Genomic DNA, 19,565 nt, shown 5'->3' on the forward strand with positions numbered 1-19,565 from the left:
TATTTTTAATCATAAACTAAAAACCAAGGATTCCACCAATCAATAGCTGTGTAGTTTTGAGCATCTTTAGGAAATTGATGTCTATTACTTATTAAAGTGCCATTGTCTATTTGTAAGAAATAGTAATTTCTCCACCAATAATTTCCTGTAGCCTTAGCTCCTAAAGCTAAAGTCCAATGCAGTTGTCCCTTTGTGGCACATAAGCGAAGAGCTGGTTTTTTTCTGTATCTTATGTGGTCATAAGCATGTAGATTATTGTAAAAAGCAGATGGATGTATCCAAATTCTTCCTTGAGAAGCGATAGGCATTGCCCAACAAGCTTCTGCAGGTGATAGTGCTCTTGTTTTAGCATCTGGAAAACTATTTAAATAACGGAACAGATTATTTATAATTCCTAATTCACCAAATGTAGAGGAACAATTTTCAAAAGTTTGATACCTATCAATTCCTAAGTTTACATACACTATATAACCACATACCCAAGGTCCACACCAATCATTTATGTGCCCATAATTGTCTATATTACTATAATTAGCATATTTTTCAATATAATGAGTATCTGTATTAGTATTAAAATTAAAGACTCTACGAATCCAATTACGAATACGTCTGAAGAATTTGCTATCAGCATTGGTAAGTTCCTCATCTGTAGTTTTTTTAAGGTCTTCTTCAATCTCATCAATAGCATTCCAGAATGCTTTTGCTTCTTTTTCTGTTCTTACAAGAGTTGATTGTAAGGAATCTTTTATCATGTCAACATCTAGGTGCTTAGCAATTTCTATTTCCTCTCTAATAGTGTCATTTTGAATAAGATGTTCAGGAATATTTTGGAATGCTCTCTCATCTTTAGGAAGAAGTGCAGGTAAAAGTCCTTCTGATAAGACATCTACAATTTCTTGATTACTCAATTCTTTTACTTGTGATTGAGATATGAGATTCCCACTTTCTGCAGCAATGAGTTGTTTAGGAGCCTCTCCTGATTTAGATTTCATCCCTACAAACTCAGTACCTTTCCAATCTATAAAAAAAGAAGGATGTGTAGCTGATGATTTGCTAAGCATTTCGTTGTAGTTGAACGTTTTAGAAAACATACCTTTAAGCGCAGTACTTTTCTCTTTGGTAGCTGTTACTCTAATAGTACCTATGGGTTCGTTTTCAGAGTCTAAAGCTATGTAATCATAGTACTTAGGTACAGAAGATAAATTGTAAAAGACAATTGGCTTTTCAGACAAATGAAAACCATTCCAATTCATCTGTTCAATAAAACCAGTAGCTTGCATTTCCAAAAGAGCTACTTTACGAGCCTTTTCATAATGAAGTACCTTTGGATTGTCTTTGAACTGATTTAACTCTTCTTCAGTAGCAAAAGGAAATGATAAATCCTCTGCTTTGGCATTTTTTTCAATAGAGGTTTGTGAAACTTCAGCCTCTAAAAAGTCCTTTTTTTGGCAGGCAGACAAGGAAATTACCCCTATCAATAATAACATTTTCTTCATAGCGTATCAAATTTTAAGATTATTATGGGACAAAGATACATTTTTTTATTTAGAAAAAAAAATAAAATGAGTTATTTTTTTTCATTTATGTGCAAAATAAACATAGTTGTAATAGAAAAATATTATAAAAAAACTTTGCCAAAGGTACGAGCCACATAGGCAGGAAACTTTGGCAAAGTTTAGAGGTACAGTCGTAATTCCTATTTCGTAATTTGTAATTGACTATCCTAAATATGTTTTTAGAATTTTACTACGGGAAGTGTGTTTAAGGCGACGTATTGCTTTTTCTTTGATTTGACGTACACGTTCGCGGGTGAGGTCGAAGGTTTCACCTATTTCTTCGAGGGTCATTGCGTGCTGGTCGGAAAGACCGAAATACAAACGAACTACATCGGCTTCGCGAGGGGTAAGCGTTTCGAGTGCACGCTCAATCTCGGTACGCAACGAATCTAAAATAAGCGACTTATCGGGGTTAGGCGATTCGTTACTGCGAATCACGTCGTAAAGATTAGAATCTTCTCCTTCCACCAAAGGCGCATCCATAGAGATATGACGCCCTGCATTTTTCATTGATTCTTTTACATCGTTTACTGACATATCTAACTCACGTGCAATTTCTTCGGCTGAAGGTACGCGTTCATTGGCTTGCTCGAGATAAGCATACATCTTGTTAATTTTGTTGATAGAACCTATTTTATTCAGCGGTAAGCGCACAATACGGGATTGTTCGGCTAAGGCTTGGAGAATAGATTGGCGAATCCACCATACGGCGTAGGAAATGAATTTGAATCCACGGGTTTCGTCGAAGCGTTGTGCTGCTTTGATGAGCCCTAAGTTCCCTTCGTTAATAAGGTCGGGCAGGGTAAGCCCTTGGTTTTGGTATTGTTTAGCTACTGATACCACGAAGCGCAAATTGGCTTTGGTGAGTTTTTCTAAGGCAGCTACATCGCCTGCCTTAATGCGTTGTGCCAATTCCACCTCTTCATCGGCAGTAATCAAATCTACACGACCGATCTCTTGTAAATACTTATCAAGAGACGCGGTTTCACGGTTGGTTACCTGTTTGGTAATTTTTAGTTGTCTCATTCAGAAAAAATCCTTAATTTTGTCGATTCTTATACGCATATTATACGTATGGTATTATAGAGATGTTACAAAATCTTTTAATTTTAACATTACTTTAACAGATGAAATATAGTTTTATTATCCCTATATACAATCGCCCTGAGGAACTTGACGAACTGCTAAACAGTCTTGTATCACAAACTTACGAAGGTGATTTTGAAGTAGTAGTGATAGAGGACGGCTCTACTATTACCTCAGAGCAGATATGTAAAAAATACCAAAACGATTTATCGATTAGTTATCTTTCTAAACCTAATACAGGTCCGGGCGACTCGCGTAATTACGGTATGCAACGCGCTCAGCACGATTATTTTATCATTTTAGATTCCGATTGCATTTTGCCTTCTCATTATTTGGAAGCGGTAGATGACTTCTTGCAAGCCCATTATGTAGATTGTTTTGGGGGCTCGGATACTGCTACCGATGACTTTACCGATATTCAGAAAGCTATTAACTATACGATGACTTCTTTGCTGACTACGGGGGGCATTCGCGGTAGCCAAAAGCGTATTCAGCGGTTTGAACCTCGCAGTTTTAATATGGGTTTATCGCGTAAAGCTTTTGAGGCGACGGGAGGTTTTGGGAAAATACACCCTGGTGAAGACCCTGATTTAGTGATACGCCTTTGGGAAAAGGGTTTTGATTCGGCTTTTATCCCTACCGCTTTTGTGTTTCACAAACGGCGCATTTCGTGGACGAAATTCCGTACCCAAGTGAGCAAATTTGGACAAACGCGGGCTATCCTTAACCATTGGCACCCGCAAACGCGCAAGCTGACTTTTTGGTTGCCTACTTGCTTTGCCTTGGGACTTTGTGGCGCTATACTGTTAGCCTTTTTTGGACACATCGCTCCCTTGCTTGTATACGCTTCTTATTTTATATTGATAGGGTGGGACAGTGCCCGAGAGAACCGCAGTGTGAAGATAGGATTTTTATCGGTTTGGGCACTTCTGGTACAGTTTTTTAGTTATGGTTGGGGATTTCTCAGAGCAACATTAAAAATAGCTTTCGTTAAGAAACCAATCGAAACTCTTTTCCCGCATTTATTCTTTAAATAACCTCTTTTTTAGTAGTAGGGAGCTTATAGAAAGCTTATAGGAAGCTTATACGAATCTTGGACGATTGGTATAGGATAGCTATATAAAGATTTGATTTTTAAACTGCTATAAAGGGCATTTACACAGAAATAAAACGAAAGAAAACAGACCTCCAATAGGAGGTCTGTTGTTTGTAAGAGAGAGGTGTTTTATTTTAATATTGTTTTTTGCGTTACTCTCCTTCGCCTTCTCGGTATACGCTTTCTTCGCCTTTTAGGATTTGGAGATAGCTTTTGTAGCGCGACCAAGCGATTTCATCGCGGTCTAAGGCTGCTTTTACAGCGCATTGGGGTTCATCGGTATGGAGACAGTTATTGAACTTACATTGGTGTTTGAGAGCGAAAAACTCGGGAAAATAGTCGGTGAGTTCTTCTTTTTCGATTTCTACCATACCAAAGCCTTTGATACCTGGAGTATCGATAATGCGTGCCCCAAAAGGCAAATCGAACATCTCGGCAAAAGTGGTAGTGTGCTGACCTTGCTGATGTTGCTGAGAGATTTCGGCAGTTTTGAGATGTAAATTGGGAGCTATGGCATTGATGAGGGTAGACTTGCCCGCACCAGAATGCCCTGATACCACGCAGGTTTTTCCTTCCATAATGGTTTTTACCTTATCGATATTTTTGCCCGTAGTAGCCGAAATACCTATACATTTATAACCTGCCTTGCGGTATATTGAAGCGAGGAATTTCACTTCGGTGAGCTCGTCTTCTGTATAAGTATCTACTTTGTTGAAAAGCAATACGGTTTTGATACCATAGGCTTCGGCAGTTACCAAAAAACGGTCGATGAAAGTAGTAGAGGTAGGCGGATTGTTGAGGGTTACTACCAAGAAAGCGAGGTTGATATTGGAAGCGATGATATGAGTTTGCTTAGAGAGGTTTACTGATTTACGAATGATGTAGTTATCGCGTTCTTTTATCTCGGTAATGACGCCTCTGTTGCTCTCTTCCAAACGAAAGAGCACGCGGTCGCCCACGGCTATGGGATTTGTGTTCTTAATGCCTTTTATTCGGAATTTGCCTTTGATGCGACACTCGTAGAACTGCTCCGTAGCGACGTCCTTCACTGTGTACCAGCTTCCTGTAGATTTATAGACTAACCCTTCCATTTATTATTCACTTTTCTGTTCTTTTTTCTCTTTCTCGGGAAATACATTGGCGTATACTACTTGACTGATACTCTTTACGGGTTTGTACAGAAGAGATTCACTCAAAGCGGAGACTGAGAGCCACTTTTCGGTTTGAAAGGTACGCTCTAAAAACAAGAACATCGACCCTGCAATTACAGCCACTTTGAGTAAGCCAAACAAGGCTCCTGCTAAACGGTTCAGAAAACCGAGTTCGGCAATTTTAAGCATCTGGGTAAGGACTTTAGCTAAGAGCATTACCCCCAGCATTAATACAATGAGAGTAATACCAAATGCAAAAATCTCCAAGGTTTGTTTTTCGGCTGGTAGAATCTTGTCTAACAACGAGGCTGTAAAGAACGAAAAGTGTATCGCCCCATAGATACCTATCACAATAGCTAATAGCGATGCCATTTCGATGATAACTCCTCGCATAAAGCCACGTACAGCTCCGAAAGCCAGAATTACCAATAATAAAATATCTATCTTATTCATTTATCAATTATATTTTTAGTAGTATCTATTTTACGTATAAAATTCCTTTTTTGGTTTGTTGTTGTCCTTTAAAATAGTAGGTAACCACATAGAAATAAGTACCTGCTAAGCGTTTGCTACCTACCACTCCTTTTACGTTAGGGTAGCCTCTGAAATAGTCACCATTTTGCTGATAGTGGTTATTTTCGTACACTTTTAAGCCCATTTCATCAAAAATAAGTAATGAGATAGGGCGATCTTCATCGGCATTTTCTACCTTGAAATAGTTCTCGGGGTTAGTAGTTGAGACAGCATTATATATTATAAGTGCCGCAGAGGGTGATTTGGATGGGTCGGACGGGTTGGGCTGTGGTTGGGGTTGGGGTTGAGGTTGTGGCTGTGGTTGTGGTTGAGGGTTGGGTTGGGGTTGGGGTTGAGGATTTTGAGCGTTAAGATCAATAGTGATTACTTGTTCATAACGGTTTTCGTTATGAGCACTATCTTCTACAAACCATACATAGCGCACTATTTTTTTACCGTCTTTAGTTTCATTACTTTGGCTAGACACTACTTGTAAAGCTCCATCACAATTATCGGTTGCAGTGAGGTTTTCTCTTACAGGCACATCGGCTTCGCTCTTTACGGTCATACTTGGGGGGTAAGACGAGAGCACAGGTTTTTGGGTGTCTTTAAGGAAAATTTGTTGGGTATGGCGGATAGGCAAAGCTCCCTCGGCATAGGCTATCCAAGAGCGAGTGAGTTTGTAAGACTTACGGTCGCCTTCTCTAAACTCTTCTTCATAGTCTATGTGAATGTTATCGGCTCCCTCTGCTTTTACTTCAGCTTTGGATGGAATATCGCCTCTGCATTGTACGTGTTTATCCTCAGGAAGAGGAGCTACAAATCGTAAGGTTTTAGTAGGTGGTTCTTTTTCGTAATAGATAAATTGCTGTGCTGTAGCAGAATAGTTGCATTTATCTTTTGCTACCCATTTGCGCAATAAATAGGTAGTATGGTCTTCTTCTGAAAAAGTTACCTCAGCTTTTTTATTAGCACCACAATAATGAGATTCGGCGGTAACGTTAGGTTTTTCGGGAATAGCATTCTTTTTAACAGTTATCACAGGCTCTGGTAAATTTTTAAAGGTAATGTCAGGGCTGTGCATATCCAAAGTGCCTGGGGTGTCAGTGCTCACAGCATAGGCAATATGGTTGAGTACTTCTATTTTAAAGAGTCCTTCTACAAAAAGATTATAATTTTTCCACCCTTTGGCTTGTGTAGGAAAAATGACCGTAGCTTGTCCGTTGTTAGGTAATCCATCGGCTAACACGTATTTATAGGTTTTTCCATAATCGTCTGAAAAGAGAATACGCACCTTACTATCGTTGCCAAAAACATTCTTATCAACATCCCAGTAGATAGTAGTTTCTTTACCATATTTAAATCTTCCGGCACTGCTTTTAGTTATATTAGTTATCCTAAAAGGCTTACCTTCTACTATATTTACTTTGGTTTCATAGACATCATAGAGCGCTACGTGAGGTTTTCCATCTTTGTAAGCTCCTATTTTACCATCGCATACGCCTAACCAAAAAGTAAAAACGCCAGTTTCATTTTTACCTGTGAACTTATAAGGGACAGGTTTCCATTCATTGTATCCATTTTCTCTATAGGGTTGATAGAACTCTATATGGTTGCTTTCGGTAGGGCGATTAGAAGGGAAACGCGCTTTGCCAAACTGATTAAAATCGGCTTGATGTGCCATATAGAGAAGCGGATCACCATCGGGGTCAGTTGCTTCTATATTGAATTGAAAGTAAGTATTTTTGGGGAGTTTGTATTCCTTCTTTAAGGTAGAACGTTGGATTACGGGGGCACGGTTAGTAGAAACTTCACCGTAAGGAATATTGTCCTGTGGCAAGCCTACCAACTGTGTACGGGCTTTATCGCTATAATAAGCATCGTGCAAATTGGTACGGTTGCGGATGGTGTATATAGACGGAAGAGAAAAATAAGTGCCATTAGGGTCGTTGATGTAACTCATAATAGAGTTCCCTCTATCGGGTTCGGTATGAGAAGAAGCTGTTGCACCTCCTATGGTAAAAGTGTGTGCGGAGCCTAATAAGTGTCCTAATTCGTGAAGGATGATATAAAACTCGTGATTGGCGATACAGCCTCCTTTTAGCTTTCCTGTAATTTCACCCAAATGCGCCAAACCACGGTTATCACTGTATATAGAAAAGACAATACCTGCATCGTAATTCTCTTCGCCTATAAGGTTATTAAAATCTGAAGTCGCTCTATTCAATACCTCTCTCACCACAGGGTAATTGTATATTTCTTTGTCTTTAGTAGTGATGATAAGGCGAGGGTCGTTCACCAAAGTAAATTGACAGCCAATCTCTCTACCGCATACTTCGTTGAGCCCTGCCTCTACTTTTGTCATAAATTCTTTTACCTTATTTATATCACCATAACAATGTTTTTTGTAGAAACTGTAATCGATGAGCATAGCCAAACGATAGGTTCTGAGTACATTGGTATTGTAAAGCACTTTTTTGTCGTCAGACGGAAGTGGCTCTTCATGCAGTATGGCACCACGTGCAGTCATCGCATTAGCAGGCGCGAGTTGCATAGGTAGTCTTTGGGAAGTGGGTGTTGTAGCTTGGGAGCATTGTCCATCGGCGCAAGTGCCACAAGCGAAGTGTTCTTTATCGGTAGTAACTTTGAGTATTCCGTTTTCAGTGTTGATGAAATAAGAATGACCGTCGTGCCATACTTCACCTGATAGGGTACTTTTATTCATTGAGAGTGTTCCTGCAAAATTGCCATTGTGATAGGCAACGAAAGTGCGGAATCCTTCTTGGGCAAGGCTGTTGGGACGTGCTTGCCAGTTGAGCGATACAGATTTTCCTTCGATAGGAACATTCCATTGTACTGAGGAGTTTGTACCAAAAAGGCGTATGACCTCAGTAGCTTTTTGTTGTGCATTTATGGTTCCTGCTACGAAGAACCAGAGTAGTAAAAGTCGTGATATTTTCATTTGTTGTTAGTTATTAGTCGTTAGTATTAGGTAACAGGTAAGAATTCCGATTATCTTACATATAGGAATCCTTTCTTTTCTTCTAAGTTACCATCTTTATAATAGGTAACTATATAGAAATAAGTACCTGCAAGAGGTTTGTTACTTATAGTTTTTAGATTAGAGTAGCCCCTAAACACTTCACCGTTTTTGCCGTAATAGTTGTTCTCGTATACTTTGAGTCCCATTTCATCGAAGATGAGTACCGAGATAGGGCGATCTTCGTCAGCATTTTCTATTTTAAAATAGTTCCCGGGGTTAGTAGTTGAGACAGCATTGTATATGATTGCTGTTGCATTAGGTAATGTTGATGAGTCAGAAGAGTCTGACGGACTTGGTTGTGGTTGGGGCTGTGGTTGCGGGCTAGGCTGTGGTTGTGGGTTAGGTTGAGGGTTAGGTCGTGGGTTGGGCTGAGGTTCTGGTTCTGGCGTAGTTTCAGGTTTTGTAGGGTCTTTTTGTATCATAAAACCTCCTACGTGATACGGCTTTGTACAAGACAATGCATAAGCCAAGCCATCAATCACTTCTATTTTAATGATGCCTTGTCCTCTTTGTTTGCCAAAATGTCCGCGAGTAGTACCTACAGATATATTGGGAAGCTCTACTTGGCAAGTGCCATTATTAGCTACTTCTTTTTTCAATACATACTTATAGGTTTTACCAGAGTCGGTTGACAAAAGGATACGCACCTTACTATCTTTGGTAAAAATAGCCTCGTCTACCTGCCAATGAAGCAAAATTGTCTGACCTCCTTTGTAGGTTTTGTTCTGCTCCCTACTGCCATTGTCGAAATTTTGTATTTCAAAAGGTTTACCTTTGACTATTTTCACTTGTACCTCTTCTACATCGTATTTCACTACGTGGTTGCTATTGTCTTTGTTATGATCGGCAGCAGCTAACCAAAAGGTGAAAGTACCTTCTTTGTAAGAATCGGCAGCTCCTATGGGTACAAAGGTATTGCGTTCACTCTCAAACCAAGTAGTTTCAAAGCGTATATTACCATCAGATTTTCCTTTGTAGGTGATAAAACGAGCGTTAGATTTGGTAGAGTGAAAACGCCTATCAGCGGGGTGTGCTATATAAGTAAGCGCATCGCCCTCGGGGTCGGTAGCGTTCAGATAGAATTGAAAATAAGTATCTTCAGGGATAGTGTAGGTTTTCTTAAGGTGCGTTTTATCAAGCACTGGGGGGCGGTTGTTGCTCTTTATCCCATAAACAAGGTTAGAGCCTGTACCTTCTACGCGTTTACCTGCCTCTTGGGTACGCGCTTCATCAGCGTAATACGCCATAGAGTTCCCCAAGAACTTGCGTATCTCTTGCAGACTTACGAGCGAAAAGAAATCGCGTGGGTGCTCGTGTCCATAACTCATAATTGATTGACCCGATCCAGTTTCGGTTTTACTAGAATACTGTCCTCCGTTAGAGAATGTATGGTCTGCACCAAACATATGTCCTATTTCGTGGGCAATGGTAGAAGGCTTTATGGGGCGTGCTGCCGCATTAGCTTTGTTGTGTTGCTCATAAACTGCATAGACCGCTGCCAAACCATTGTAGTTCTCGCGATAATCAGTTAGGATCACTGCCAAATCGTACTTCTTAGGGTCGTACTTCTTATTTAAGGTGATTGTACCGTTGTTTACCACTTCATTAGCAGCTTCCCTTCTGCGGAATAAATGATTTTCTTCAGTAGTAAAAATAAGTGCCTCATCATCTACCAAAGTAAAATCCACCCCCACATCATTGCGATATAACTCATTCATAAAGGCAACGGTGGCATACCAAAACGTTTTGATTTTATTTACATTTCTATTAAAATATGCCGAATTGTAAATGCTGTAATCCACCGGTATTGCCAAGCGGTAGTGCCTGAATACGCCATCGGTGTGAATGAGCGCTTTAGGATAAAGTGAATTGTAAATCTCGGGTTGCTCGATAGGAGGGTCGTTCTTATCTTCATTGCCTTCGGGAAAGAAATTGCGGGCAGTGAGGGCTTGTTTTCCCAAAGAACTCGTACCACAATCGTGTTCATCGGTTACTGCCTCTACAGTGAGCATTCCTTGGGGAGAAGTTCCCAATACATAGGACTTTCCTCTGTAAAACACTTCACCGCTTAACTGCTGTTTGTCAAAGCTGATAACGCCTACAAAATGCTCTTGGTAGTAACCTACAAACGAGCGAAATTCCTTAGAAGTAGTTCGCGCTTGCCATTGTACGAGCATAGAAGGTGAGTTAGGAATAGGGGGAGCCCATTCTACAGAGGGTTTTTCAGCAAAAAGAGCTATAACACTTTGGATATTAGTTTGTGCATTGGCTACCTCTATGCTTAGGCATAGCCAAAGTAAGTAGCGTAGTATATGTTTCATTAGTTTGGTTTTAAAAAACGGCGCAAAGGTACAAAACAATTAACAAATAGCAAGCAAAAATTAACAAGTTATCTTACATATAGGAATCCCTTTTTTGTTTCTTGCTGTCCTTTGAAATAATAGGTAACCACATAGAAATAAGTACCTGCTAAGCGTTTGCTACCTATCACTCCTTTTACATTAGGATAGCCTCTAAAATATTCACCTTTTTGTTGATAATGGTTACTTTCATATACTTTCAAGCCCATTTCATCAAAAATAAGTAAGGTAATAGGTCGGTTTTCATCTGTATTTTCTATTCTGAAATAGTTATCAGAGCCTTTTTCAGTAGAAACGGCATTGTAAATCACCACTTCTTTAACAGAAGGAACTATTGGCGGTGTAGGTGGTTGTGGTATTACTGGGGTAATGATAATAGTTTGCGTATGCACTCTTTCGTTGCCACACACATCGCGCGCTACCCACTTATAGACGACCTTAGAGAGCTTTCCGTTAGTGAGAGTTTCTTCTTTTGGAGAGATTGTAACGGTAGGTTGTCCTGCACAAGTATCTTCTGCTGAAATACTCTGTTGTTGGGGGACGGGTGTCCCTTCTTTAATCGTGAGGTTTTGAGGTAAAGTCCCTACAAAAGTAGGTGGGGTAGTATCGGCTACGGTAATGCGCTGGGTATGGGTAAGAGTTGTGCAACCATCGGAAGCGGTAAAAGTACGCTCTAACGTGAAGTTGTTAAGGCATTGCTTGTTAAGTTCTTTATCGGCGCGAGTAATCACTACCTTAGCACAGCCTCCTTGTGTGGTGGGGGTTTGCACAGCGGGAATAGCTTTGGCACAATCTACGGTTATATTGTTAGGAAGTGTTGCCCAAGTGAGAGGTATAGGAGTTGTTTTAGGCACAATGGTAATGATTTGCTGGTGGGTAGTAACATTGCCACAAGCATCTTTAGCTTCCCACATATAGATAAGCTGAGAGATTTTTCCATTAGTTTTTACTTCTTTATGAGAAGACGTAACAGTAGCGGTGCCACAATTATCAGTAGCGGTAAGCGTTACTTGGGTAGGGATTGTTTCACCTTCTTTAATACTCATATTTTGGGGTAAAACACCTACAAAAGTAGGGCGAGTTTTATCTGTTACGCTAATAGTTTGAGTATAAGTAAGCGTTTGGTTACAAGTGTCGGTAGCTATAAAAATGCGTTTGAGAGTATAAGTATAGTCACAATTGCCTTTGATGCGTTCTTCTTTTTGAAGGGTAACCACAGGAGTACACCCCCCTGTAACTGTAGGCAATACTACTGCTGGAATAGATTGTTCACAAGAAAGGGTAAGATGATTAGGAAGTGATGCCCAAAGGAGAGGTTCGGGGAGGGCGGGGTTCTTTTCAATGGTAAAACCACCGCTTTTAGGGTTGTAGTTAGTAAGGTCAAAGGCTAAACCATCGATTACTTCTACTTTTAAGACGGCTTGGGTAGTGCTAATATTAGGCAAGGTAATTTCTTTACTGCCGTTGTTATCAGCTTCTGCTACTACCATATGTTTAAACGTCTTACCTAAATCATCTGAGAGCAGGATACGCACTTTGGTGTCTTTGAAAATAGTATTATCTACGTTCCAACTAAGGGTAAGTTGAGTGCCTCCTTTGTATTCGTTTTTTGGGGTAGTCGTAATTTTGAAGGGGGTACCGTCTTTTACCGTTACTTTGGTTTCAGCCAAATCGTATTGTACTATATAGTCGGCTGACGGTTGGAGTGGGGCATCGCTCACTCCCAACCAAAAGGTAAAAGTACCCGTAGTTTGTTGTGCTAAGCCACTATTGGCTATTACACTACCTGAGTCTTTGTGGTACTCTGTTTTAATAGTTACAGGGTTAGCTGGAGTAGGTTTGTAGATAATGTATTGCGTTATTGGGGTTTCATCACCATTGCGCACATCGTGTTGGTTTACGGCGTATAGCAGTTCTGCACTATCGGGGTCGATAGCAGGAATATAGAATTGAAAGAAAGTACCCTTGGGAATCGTATAATGACTTTTAATCTTGCTGTGGTCTATGCGAGGAGCTTGAGTAGTGAAAGTCTTGTCGTGAGCTTTCACGGGTACTTTCGTCAATAGTTCCCGTATGCGCTGAATGCTCGACAGCGAGAAGAAATCACGCGGACTGCCATAGCTCATCACCGAAGTACCTCTGTCATACTCTGTCTTTTCACTATCGTAGGCTTCTGAGCCCTTATAGCTACCAAAAGTGTGTTTACCCCCGAATAAGTGTCCGATTTCGTGAGCTATGACTTCTTTGGTAAGTACTGCTACGGCATCAGCTTTGGTATTTGCCTGATAAACACCTTTAAGATAAGCCAATCCTCTGACTCCTTTTTTTAAGGAAGCGGTATATGCAAGAGAGATACCCACGTCATAACTATTTTCTCCTATAAGTTCGTTGATAACCTTTGTTGAATGATCCTTAACGTAATCGGCATTGTGAAAGCTTGCAAAAGTCTCTTTGCTTTCGTCTTTGATGATGAGACGCTCATCGTTTACTAATTCAAAACGCACTCCCAAATCGCGTATATACACTTCATTTAGGAAGTTTTCAGTATCTGCCCAAAACGTTTTTACTTTTTGTATGTTTTTCTCTAAGTGTTCTGTGCTGAAGGTGCTATAAGGGATATGCATTGCCAAGCGGTATACCCTTAGTGTTTGTGTGTTGGCAATGGTAGGAGCGGTTTCTTCGGCTAATATCGCAGGGCGTGCTGTCGAAAGGCTTGGGTGCAAATGAGGCGTATCGGTAGTGCCACATCGGAAATCTTTATTAGGCGAAAAGAGCAATTGTCCTTTTTGCTCGTTTATCTCATACGAGGTATCTCGGTAGTGAAAACTCCCTGACACGCTCTGTCCTCCTACCGAAAGGGTCGCTACAAAATTGTCTTGGTAGTAACCCACAAAAGAGCGAATACCCTCTGAGGCAAGAGAGGTTTTGCGCTCCTGCCAGTCAATGGCAATACCTTGTTGTGCCGATACTGCTTTTAGCCATTTATCCGCCTCGTCCTGTGCTTTCCCAAAGAACACACACCCTATTAGCAATCCTATTGTAATGATGTTTTTCATTCTTTAGTCTTTTAACTGCTCTATAAGTGCTTCTACTATAGCTTTTATAGGTGGCGACATTCGCGGTATAACAGAGTAAGCTCGTGCTATCAGTTGCAAACGAAGTGTCTTATCCTGAAATTGTTCTCTCCTTGCTTTTATAACTTCTGTAGAAGGCAAAATATTTATATCCCATTGCTGTTCCCTCAATGAGAAAGTTTCTAAATGTTTTTCAGCTTGATAATTGTAAAGATGTATTTTATCTACTGCCTTTTCGTTGTACAAACGGTCTAATGAGTGAAGTAAGCCTTCTACTGCTCTGTCGTGGGAATTTTTATCTGACAATCGCCCATATCCTTGAAAATCTTTTTCTTCTTGATAGCGCAAATAAAAACCTAATTCGGTAAAGAGTGCAGGAGCTGCAATCGCAAAAGCTTCTACATTAAAACCGTTTTCTCTAAAAGCCAATGCCGTACGCAAAGGTACTTCAGGATTGCGCATAGTACCCTCTACAATGATATTGTATTTATGGATAATAGCCTCTTGTATGAGTGCTTCTGTAAAAAAGTTAGAGAATATTTGCGTCTCTGTTGAGTATCTCTCAGGATATCTTATAAGCTCATTAGCCTTAGGATGAAACTCTCTGTAAATATCTCCATTTACAAAAAGAAAATCTTTGTCAGGAAATTGTCTTAGGATAGCTTTTGCTAGCCCACTCTTTCCTGATGCAGGCTGTCCTCCTAATATAAAGGCAATAGGATTTTCTTGAGATTTTAAACCTGATAAAAGGTCTGTTTTCTCTCTTTCAAAAATATCCTCAACTTTATAGTACTCCATTCATTTGTTTTATTAGCGGACTATAATAATGTACTACTTTATCCATAACAGAAAGCCTTGCCATATCATCAGTACCATATAACATTTTTTCTTCCTTTAAATACATTTTAATTTTTTGGTCTAACGCATCCTTCTCTACCAAATTAGTTAAAGTAGATTTTTCCTTAATAGCCCTTACTTTTAATGAGCCTACAATCTGTAATGCTGTATCTAAACTAATAGGTTCTTTCATCATATACCTTTGTTATTTTAATTCAATGAGCATAGGAGTTTTAGCAGATATTTCTAAAGTGTCACCACTCAGAGAGACCTCTTTCCCCGAGATAATATCTCTCCCCCTCAAAAATCCCGCCAAACTCTCGGCAAAGCGGTTTAGGTGGAGCGTTTGGCTCTTTTCGCTGTTGTTGAGCACTACCATTACGGTCTCGGTATCGTTGTAACGGAAATAGACATACACTTCATTTTCAGGCAAGTATTGCTTGGTCTTCCCGTAGTGAATTACGGCTTTGTCCTTACGCCAATTGAAGAGCTTAGCCGTAAAATCGTAATACTCTTTCTGAGTAGCCGTACGCCCCGAAGCGCTAAAAGCGTTCTGCGTATCGCCTGCCCAGCCACCAGGGAAATCCTGTCGTATATCGCCATCGCCCTTACTCTTGTCGCCTGTCATTGCTATCTCGCTACCGTAGTACAATTGCGGAATACCACGCGCCGTTGCTAACAATGTGATAATCATCTTATAATCCTCTATCTTAGGATATACGTGATTGATACGTGCCGTATCGTGATTTTCTGCAAAGATAAGCAGATTGTTGATGTCTTTATACAGAAAGTCGTTCGCAAAGTTGTCGTAGAGTTGCATCATACCTTTGTCCCACGAAGGTGTGGTACGGAAAGCCTCGCCTATTGCATCGAAGAGCGGGAAGTCCATTACCGTAGGCAGGTGGGTGTTATAGCTTTGTATCGCACTGATAGGGCTATCCTTTTGCCAATACGACACTTGTGCGCTTTCAGTAAGCCATACTTCGCCCATAATGTTAAAGTGCGGGTATTCATCAGTAATGGCTTTCGTCCATTGGGCAATGCCTGCTTTGTCGTTATACGGATAAGTATCCACACGCAAACCGTCGAGGTCGGCGTATTCTATCCACCAAATCGCGTTCTGGGTGAGGTAGTTTAGTACCAATGGGTTCGCTTGGTTGAGGTCGGGCATAGAACGAGCAAACCAACCTTTTTCGCAGTACTTTTTGTCCCATTCCGAGGCATTGCTGTCCATCTGAGTTGTTATCTTAAGAGAACTCTGTCCATAACCAGGAAATTGGTGTAACCAGTCGTAGCAAGGTAGGTCTTTCACGAGCCAATGCTGACTGCCCCAGTGGTTGGTTACATAATCTTTGATGAGCTTCATACCGCGCTTGTGCAAAGCCGCTGAGAGCTGTCGGTACTCTTCATTAGTACCATAACGCGGGTCTATTTTGTACACATCGGTTTGGGCATAAGTGTGATAAGAATGTTGTGGTTCGTTGTCCTCACATAAGGGCGTACTCCATATAGCCGTAGCACCTAAGGATTGTATATAATCCAAATGGTCGATAATCCCCTGAATGTCCCCCCCGTGACGACCGAAAGAATCTGAGCGGTTGAGCTTATCAGTAAGTGCGGGGTGCGAATCGTTGTCGGGTTTACCATTGGCAAAGCGGTCGGGCATAATCAGGTAAACCATATCACTGCTGTCGAAACTCTTGCGGTAAGCCGAGCCCTCACGACGCGCTTTTAATTCGTAGCGAACACTGCCCACTTTCTTTTTCTTTTGCAATAGCGAAATGGTATAGTTGCCCGCTTTTTTATCTTTGGTATCGACGGTTACAAACAGATAGTTAGGGTTCTCTGTTTTCAGTATGTTTACAATAGGCAAATCGCTCTCCACATTGTACTGAGCGATATTTTTGCCATAGAGCAATACCTGCACTTGGCTGTAGTGCATTCCTTCCCACCAAAAAGGCGGTTCTACACGCTGAATCTGAGCGTGAGTCATTCCAAAAGTAAATAGTCCCATAAGGGTAATAATGTATTTCATAGTGCAAGTTACACGGGTGTTTATTCGCGCAAAGATAAGCATTTCTTTTTAAATAACAATGAAAAATAGTAGTTAATTATTTTAGGTCGGACAAGTTCGACCCACAGAACGAGAGATACAGTTGATAGTAACAACATTGTAAGTTCTATTAGTATTCTATTAATCTTTGGTTAGTCTTCATTGTAGAGCCACTGTAGACCCACTGTAGACCCACTGTAGACCCACTGTAGAGCCACTGAAGCCCCACTGAAGCCCCACTATAAAGCCATCATAGTTCCGTTTAAAGTCTATCAAATGTCTCACCCCTATTCAATTGTCAATTATCAATTGCGAATTGTCAATTGTTTTGTAACTTTGCCCCGTTAATTATATATCACTATGAAAATCGTTATCTCTCCCGCCAAAACCATTAACGAAACATCAGCCCTACCTACTACCGTACACTCTTCGGCTATTTTCCCAAAGGAAATTGGCGAGGTAAGCACTGCCCTTAAAGCACTCTCTCCAAAGCAACTTATAAACCTGATGCATATCTCCCAAAAGCTCGCCGACCTGAATTGGCAACGACACCAACAGCTCTCATTGCCCTTTACCCCACAAAATGCGCGTCCGGCGCTCTTTGCTTACAATGGCGATGTGTATGAGGGACTCGATGCTTATTCACTCTCTAAAATGCAAATTGATAAGTTACAAAGGTCTTTGCGTATTCTCTCTGGCTTATACGGACTGCTTAAACCCTTAGACCTTATCGCGCCTTATCGGTTGGAAATGAGCATCAAACTACCCGTAGGGAAGGCTACAAATCTATATGCTTTTTGGAAAGACAAAATCACTCACGCATTGAACAACGAATTACAAGAAGGAGAATTGTTTATCAATCTCGCCAGTGAAGAATATTTTAAGGCAATTGATACGACAAAGCTAAAAGTGCCCGTGATTACACCTATTTTCAAAGATTATAAAGGAGATACACTAAAAGTCGTTAGTTTTTATGCGAAGAAAGCGCGGGGTCGTATGGTGCGTTTTTTGGCAGAAAATGAGATTCGCTCAGTAGAAGATTTGAAAGGGTTTAACGCTGATGGATATGCGTTCTCAGAACAGTTCTCGAAAGGAAATACACTTGTTTTTATTAGATAAAAAACTTTGCCAAAGGTTCTAATTGCACGTCGTGCTACAACTGCCTGTGCGGCTCGCACCTTTGGCAAAGTGTATGATATCAATCATTTTTGAGGAATATTGATAATAGTAAGTCTTCTCAATAATTTATTAGGGTCTTCTTTAGCATTTATAGCTCCTATAATCCAAATTTTTGACAATTCTTCTACAATAAGAAAATAAATACCAAAGTGAAATCTTTTAGTAAAGCAAACCCGCACTTGTTCTATTTCTTTTCTAAAAGAAAAGGGGCGACTTTTTATTTCTTGTATATAGCTATAAATCTCCTCATATACTTCAAATCCTAAATTTTCTCTTATTTTATTGTAGTAAACTACAATTTCTTCCAAGTCTATTTCGGCTTGACGATGAATCATTAGCTCAAAATCCATATCTTGCTCTCATTTTTTTATCAAATTCATCAAAAGCTCTTCCTGCTTGTTCAGGATTTTCTGTAATTTCATTAGCTCGTTTCAAAAGCACTTGCAAATACTCATTAGAAGTCTCACTATCTGAAATATTATAGTCAAAATCTATATTTTTCTCTTCTAAAAACGAAGTTAGCACTGCTTTTTGGGTTTCATCTTTTGGATATACTAATACACACATAATTATTCTTTTTTTGCAAAGGTATAAAAATTAATTGAAAAATCAGCTAATTTGTAAATTAATCACTATTCCTTCGTTACCTCGCACATTAAAGACGGTGTTGTCGCTAAAAATAAGGTATTGCCCTTTGATGCCCATTAGTTTACCACTATAAGTAGGGGTTTGCACCAGTTGCAGAGAGCGTACTTGGGTAGGGTATTTTTCTACGGGAAAATGAATGTGCAAAGGGGTGATATCTTCGGTGATGTAGGGCTGTACTTGGTCGGGCACAAAGTCGCGCACCTCTAATTTTACTCGCAATAAATCTACGGGGGTGATTTGGTTGGTGAGCATTTTGCGCCAATTAGTTTTATCGGCTATATGAGCTTTAAGAGCGACTTCAGCAATGCCTGCCAAATAGCGATTGGGTACTTCGGCAAGTATAAGGGCTTCGTGCGCCCCTTGGTCGATCCAGCGTGTTGGAGCTTGTGATTTGCGTGTTACCCCCACTTTTACGTCGCTGGAATTGGCAAGATACACATAATGCGGTTGCAACTGCATTTGTTGCTCATAGCCTAAATCGCGCTCTTCGATGTTTAAATGCGCTTTGCTAAGTTCAGGGTGCATCACCCAATCGGCGGTTTGAGGGACTTCAAAAAAGCACTCTTTGCAATAACCCTGACGGAAGATAGGCTTATTTTCGCCACAATTCATACACTGAAAGCGCACAAATTGGAGCGTTATATCCTTGCCGATGAGTTGGTTCATCAGCACAAAATCGCCTTCCATTGGCAAGTAATACCGTATGGGGTCTGCCCATTCGGTAAGCATTTTTTGAAGTACTCCTTGAAACATAGTTTTAACAGTGAAATGAGGGGACAAAGATACAAAAAAAGTCGTAACACAACAAGCAAAACAATTAGCAAATAGAGCAAACACACGAAATTAAGAGTTAATGTCCGTTCAATATATAATTCTGATTTACAGTTTCTTTTTACAGTATACTTCCGTGAAATTTAAGCAACTTGTTGCTAAATTCTGTGGATAAAATGAATAGCATCTAAAATTTGT

The 19,565-nt window shown here is 40.3% G+C and carries 15 protein-coding genes; 2 read left to right on the forward strand and 13 right to left on the reverse strand.

Annotated elements, in window-relative coordinates; genetic code table 11:
• Positions 1–5: 5 nt before the first annotated feature.
• Together COCH_RS01775 and COCH_RS01780 are read right to left on the reverse strand one after the other, a co-directional pair.
• Positions 6–1,496, reverse strand: coding sequence for a hypothetical protein (locus tag COCH_RS01775; protein WP_015781677.1), 1,491 nt, complete (start codon positions 1,494–1,496; stop codon positions 6–8).
• Between the two features lie 222 nt (positions 1,497–1,718).
• Entirely contained in the window at positions 1,719–2,582 is an 864-nt protein-coding gene (locus COCH_RS01780; protein WP_015781678.1) for a sigma-70 family RNA polymerase sigma factor, read from the reverse strand.
• Between the two features lie 101 nt (positions 2,583–2,683).
• Here COCH_RS01780 and COCH_RS01785 point away from each other — a divergent pair, with 101 nt between their 5' ends.
• On the forward strand, positions 2,684–3,679 hold the full coding sequence (locus COCH_RS01785; protein ID WP_015781679.1) for a glycosyltransferase: 996 nt from the start codon (positions 2,684–2,686) through the stop codon (positions 3,677–3,679).
• A 211-nt stretch (positions 3,680–3,890) separates the two neighbouring features.
• Here the strand turns inward: COCH_RS01785 and rsgA are convergent, their stop codons facing one another.
• From rsgA to COCH_RS01825, 8 genes are all read right to left on the reverse strand, one after another.
• A complete protein-coding gene (rsgA, locus tag COCH_RS01790) occupies positions 3,891–4,829 on the reverse strand; it encodes a ribosome small subunit-dependent GTPase A (RefSeq protein WP_015781680.1) in 939 nt (312 codons plus the stop codon).
• 3 nt (positions 4,830–4,832) lie between these two features.
• Positions 4,833–5,342, reverse strand: a complete 510-nt coding sequence (locus COCH_RS01795; protein ID WP_015781681.1) for a CvpA family protein — start codon at positions 5,340–5,342, stop codon at positions 4,833–4,835.
• A 25-nt stretch (positions 5,343–5,367) separates the two neighbouring features.
• Complete coding sequence (locus COCH_RS01800) at positions 5,368–8,364, reverse strand: reprolysin-like metallopeptidase (protein WP_015781682.1); 2,997 nt, start codon at positions 8,362–8,364, stop codon at positions 5,368–5,370.
• 50 nt (positions 8,365–8,414) lie between these two features.
• The gene (locus COCH_RS01805) at positions 8,415–10,766 is read right to left on the reverse strand and encodes a reprolysin-like metallopeptidase (protein ID WP_015781683.1); all 2,352 of its coding nucleotides are present in this window, start codon (positions 10,764–10,766) and stop codon (positions 8,415–8,417) included.
• 68 nt (positions 10,767–10,834) lie between these two features.
• The gene (locus COCH_RS01810; protein WP_015781684.1) at positions 10,835–13,861 is read right to left on the reverse strand and encodes a reprolysin-like metallopeptidase; all 3,027 of its coding nucleotides are present in this window, start codon (positions 13,859–13,861) and stop codon (positions 10,835–10,837) included.
• A gap of 3 nt (positions 13,862–13,864) precedes the next feature.
• Entirely contained in the window at positions 13,865–14,677 is an 813-nt protein-coding gene (locus COCH_RS01815) for a zeta toxin family protein (protein WP_015781685.1), read from the reverse strand.
• On the reverse strand, positions 14,664–14,909 hold the full coding sequence (locus COCH_RS01820; RefSeq protein WP_009417563.1) for a hypothetical protein: 246 nt from the start codon (positions 14,907–14,909) through the stop codon (positions 14,664–14,666). The genes COCH_RS01815 and COCH_RS01820 overlap by 14 nt, the downstream gene beginning before the upstream one ends.
• Positions 14,910–14,921: 12 nt before the next feature.
• Complete coding sequence (locus COCH_RS01825; protein ID WP_015781686.1) at positions 14,922–16,793, reverse strand: glycoside hydrolase family 13 protein; 1,872 nt, start codon at positions 16,791–16,793, stop codon at positions 14,922–14,924.
• A 336-nt stretch (positions 16,794–17,129) separates the two neighbouring features.
• Here COCH_RS01825 and yaaA point away from each other — a divergent pair, with 336 nt between their 5' ends.
• The gene (gene yaaA, locus COCH_RS01830; RefSeq protein ID WP_015781687.1) at positions 17,130–17,888 is read left to right on the forward strand and encodes a peroxide stress protein YaaA; all 759 of its coding nucleotides are present in this window, start codon (positions 17,130–17,132) and stop codon (positions 17,886–17,888) included.
• 83 nt (positions 17,889–17,971) lie between these two features.
• Here yaaA and COCH_RS01835 read toward each other — a convergent pair whose 3' ends face one another.
• From COCH_RS01835 to COCH_RS01845, 3 genes are read right to left on the reverse strand one after another with little or no spacing between them, the layout of a single operon-like run.
• Positions 17,972–18,298 (reverse strand): hypothetical protein, encoded by a 327-nt coding sequence (locus COCH_RS01835; RefSeq protein WP_009421892.1) that lies wholly within the window; start codon positions 18,296–18,298, stop codon positions 17,972–17,974.
• Positions 18,288–18,515 carry a hypothetical protein gene (locus COCH_RS01840; RefSeq protein ID WP_009421903.1) on the reverse strand — a complete coding sequence of 76 codons (228 nt, stop codon included), beginning with the start codon at positions 18,513–18,515 and terminating at the stop codon, positions 18,288–18,290. Before COCH_RS01840 ends, COCH_RS01835 begins: the two co-directional genes overlap by 11 nt.
• 42 nt (positions 18,516–18,557) lie before the next feature.
• Entirely contained in the window at positions 18,558–19,349 is a 792-nt protein-coding gene (locus tag COCH_RS01845) for a DUF2797 domain-containing protein (RefSeq protein ID WP_015781689.1), read from the reverse strand.
• Positions 19,350–19,565 lie beyond the last annotated feature (216 nt).

It is taken from the genome of Capnocytophaga ochracea DSM 7271 (assembly GCF_000023285.1).
In the GTDB taxonomy this organism is placed as follows: Bacteria; Bacteroidota; Bacteroidia; order Flavobacteriales; family Flavobacteriaceae; genus Capnocytophaga; species Capnocytophaga ochracea.

What these genes read in the sequence shown, in the direction of transcription:
- COCH_RS01775 (WP_015781677.1), bottom strand. Translation starts at nt 1,496, where the DNA reads ATGAAGAAAATGTTATTATTGATAGGGGTAATTTCCTTGTCTGCCTGC.
- COCH_RS01780 (WP_015781678.1), bottom strand. Translation starts at nt 2,582, where the DNA reads ATGAGACAACTAAAAATTACCAAACAGGTAACCAACCGTGAAACCGCG.
- COCH_RS01785 (WP_015781679.1), top strand. Translation starts at nt 2,684, where the DNA reads ATGAAATATAGTTTTATTATCCCTATATACAATCGCCCTGAGGAACTT.
- rsgA (WP_015781680.1), bottom strand. Translation starts at nt 4,829, where the DNA reads ATGGAAGGGTTAGTCTATAAATCTACAGGAAGCTGGTACACAGTGAAG.
- COCH_RS01795 (WP_015781681.1), bottom strand. Translation starts at nt 5,342, where the DNA reads ATGAATAAGATAGATATTTTATTATTGGTAATTCTGGCTTTCGGAGCT.
- COCH_RS01800 (WP_015781682.1), bottom strand. Translation starts at nt 8,364, where the DNA reads ATGAAAATATCACGACTTTTACTACTCTGGTTCTTCGTAGCAGGAACC.
- COCH_RS01805 (WP_015781683.1), bottom strand. Translation starts at nt 10,766, where the DNA reads ATGAAACATATACTACGCTACTTACTTTGGCTATGCCTAAGCATAGAG.
- COCH_RS01810 (WP_015781684.1), bottom strand. Translation starts at nt 13,861, where the DNA reads ATGAAAAACATCATTACAATAGGATTGCTAATAGGGTGTGTGTTCTTT.
- COCH_RS01815 (WP_015781685.1), bottom strand. Translation starts at nt 14,677, where the DNA reads ATGGAGTACTATAAAGTTGAGGATATTTTTGAAAGAGAGAAAACAGAC.
- COCH_RS01820 (WP_009417563.1), bottom strand. Translation starts at nt 14,909, where the DNA reads ATGAAAGAACCTATTAGTTTAGATACAGCATTACAGATTGTAGGCTCA.
- COCH_RS01825 (WP_015781686.1), bottom strand. Translation starts at nt 16,793, where the DNA reads ATGCTTATCTTTGCGCGAATAAACACCCGTGTAACTTGCACTATGAAA.
- yaaA (WP_015781687.1), top strand. Translation starts at nt 17,130, where the DNA reads ATGAAAATCGTTATCTCTCCCGCCAAAACCATTAACGAAACATCAGCC.
- COCH_RS01835 (WP_009421892.1), bottom strand. Translation starts at nt 18,298, where the DNA reads ATGGATTTTGAGCTAATGATTCATCGTCAAGCCGAAATAGACTTGGAA.
- COCH_RS01840 (WP_009421903.1), bottom strand. Translation starts at nt 18,515, where the DNA reads ATGTGTGTATTAGTATATCCAAAAGATGAAACCCAAAAAGCAGTGCTA.
- COCH_RS01845 (WP_015781689.1), bottom strand. Translation starts at nt 19,349, where the DNA reads ATGTTTCAAGGAGTACTTCAAAAAATGCTTACCGAATGGGCAGACCCC.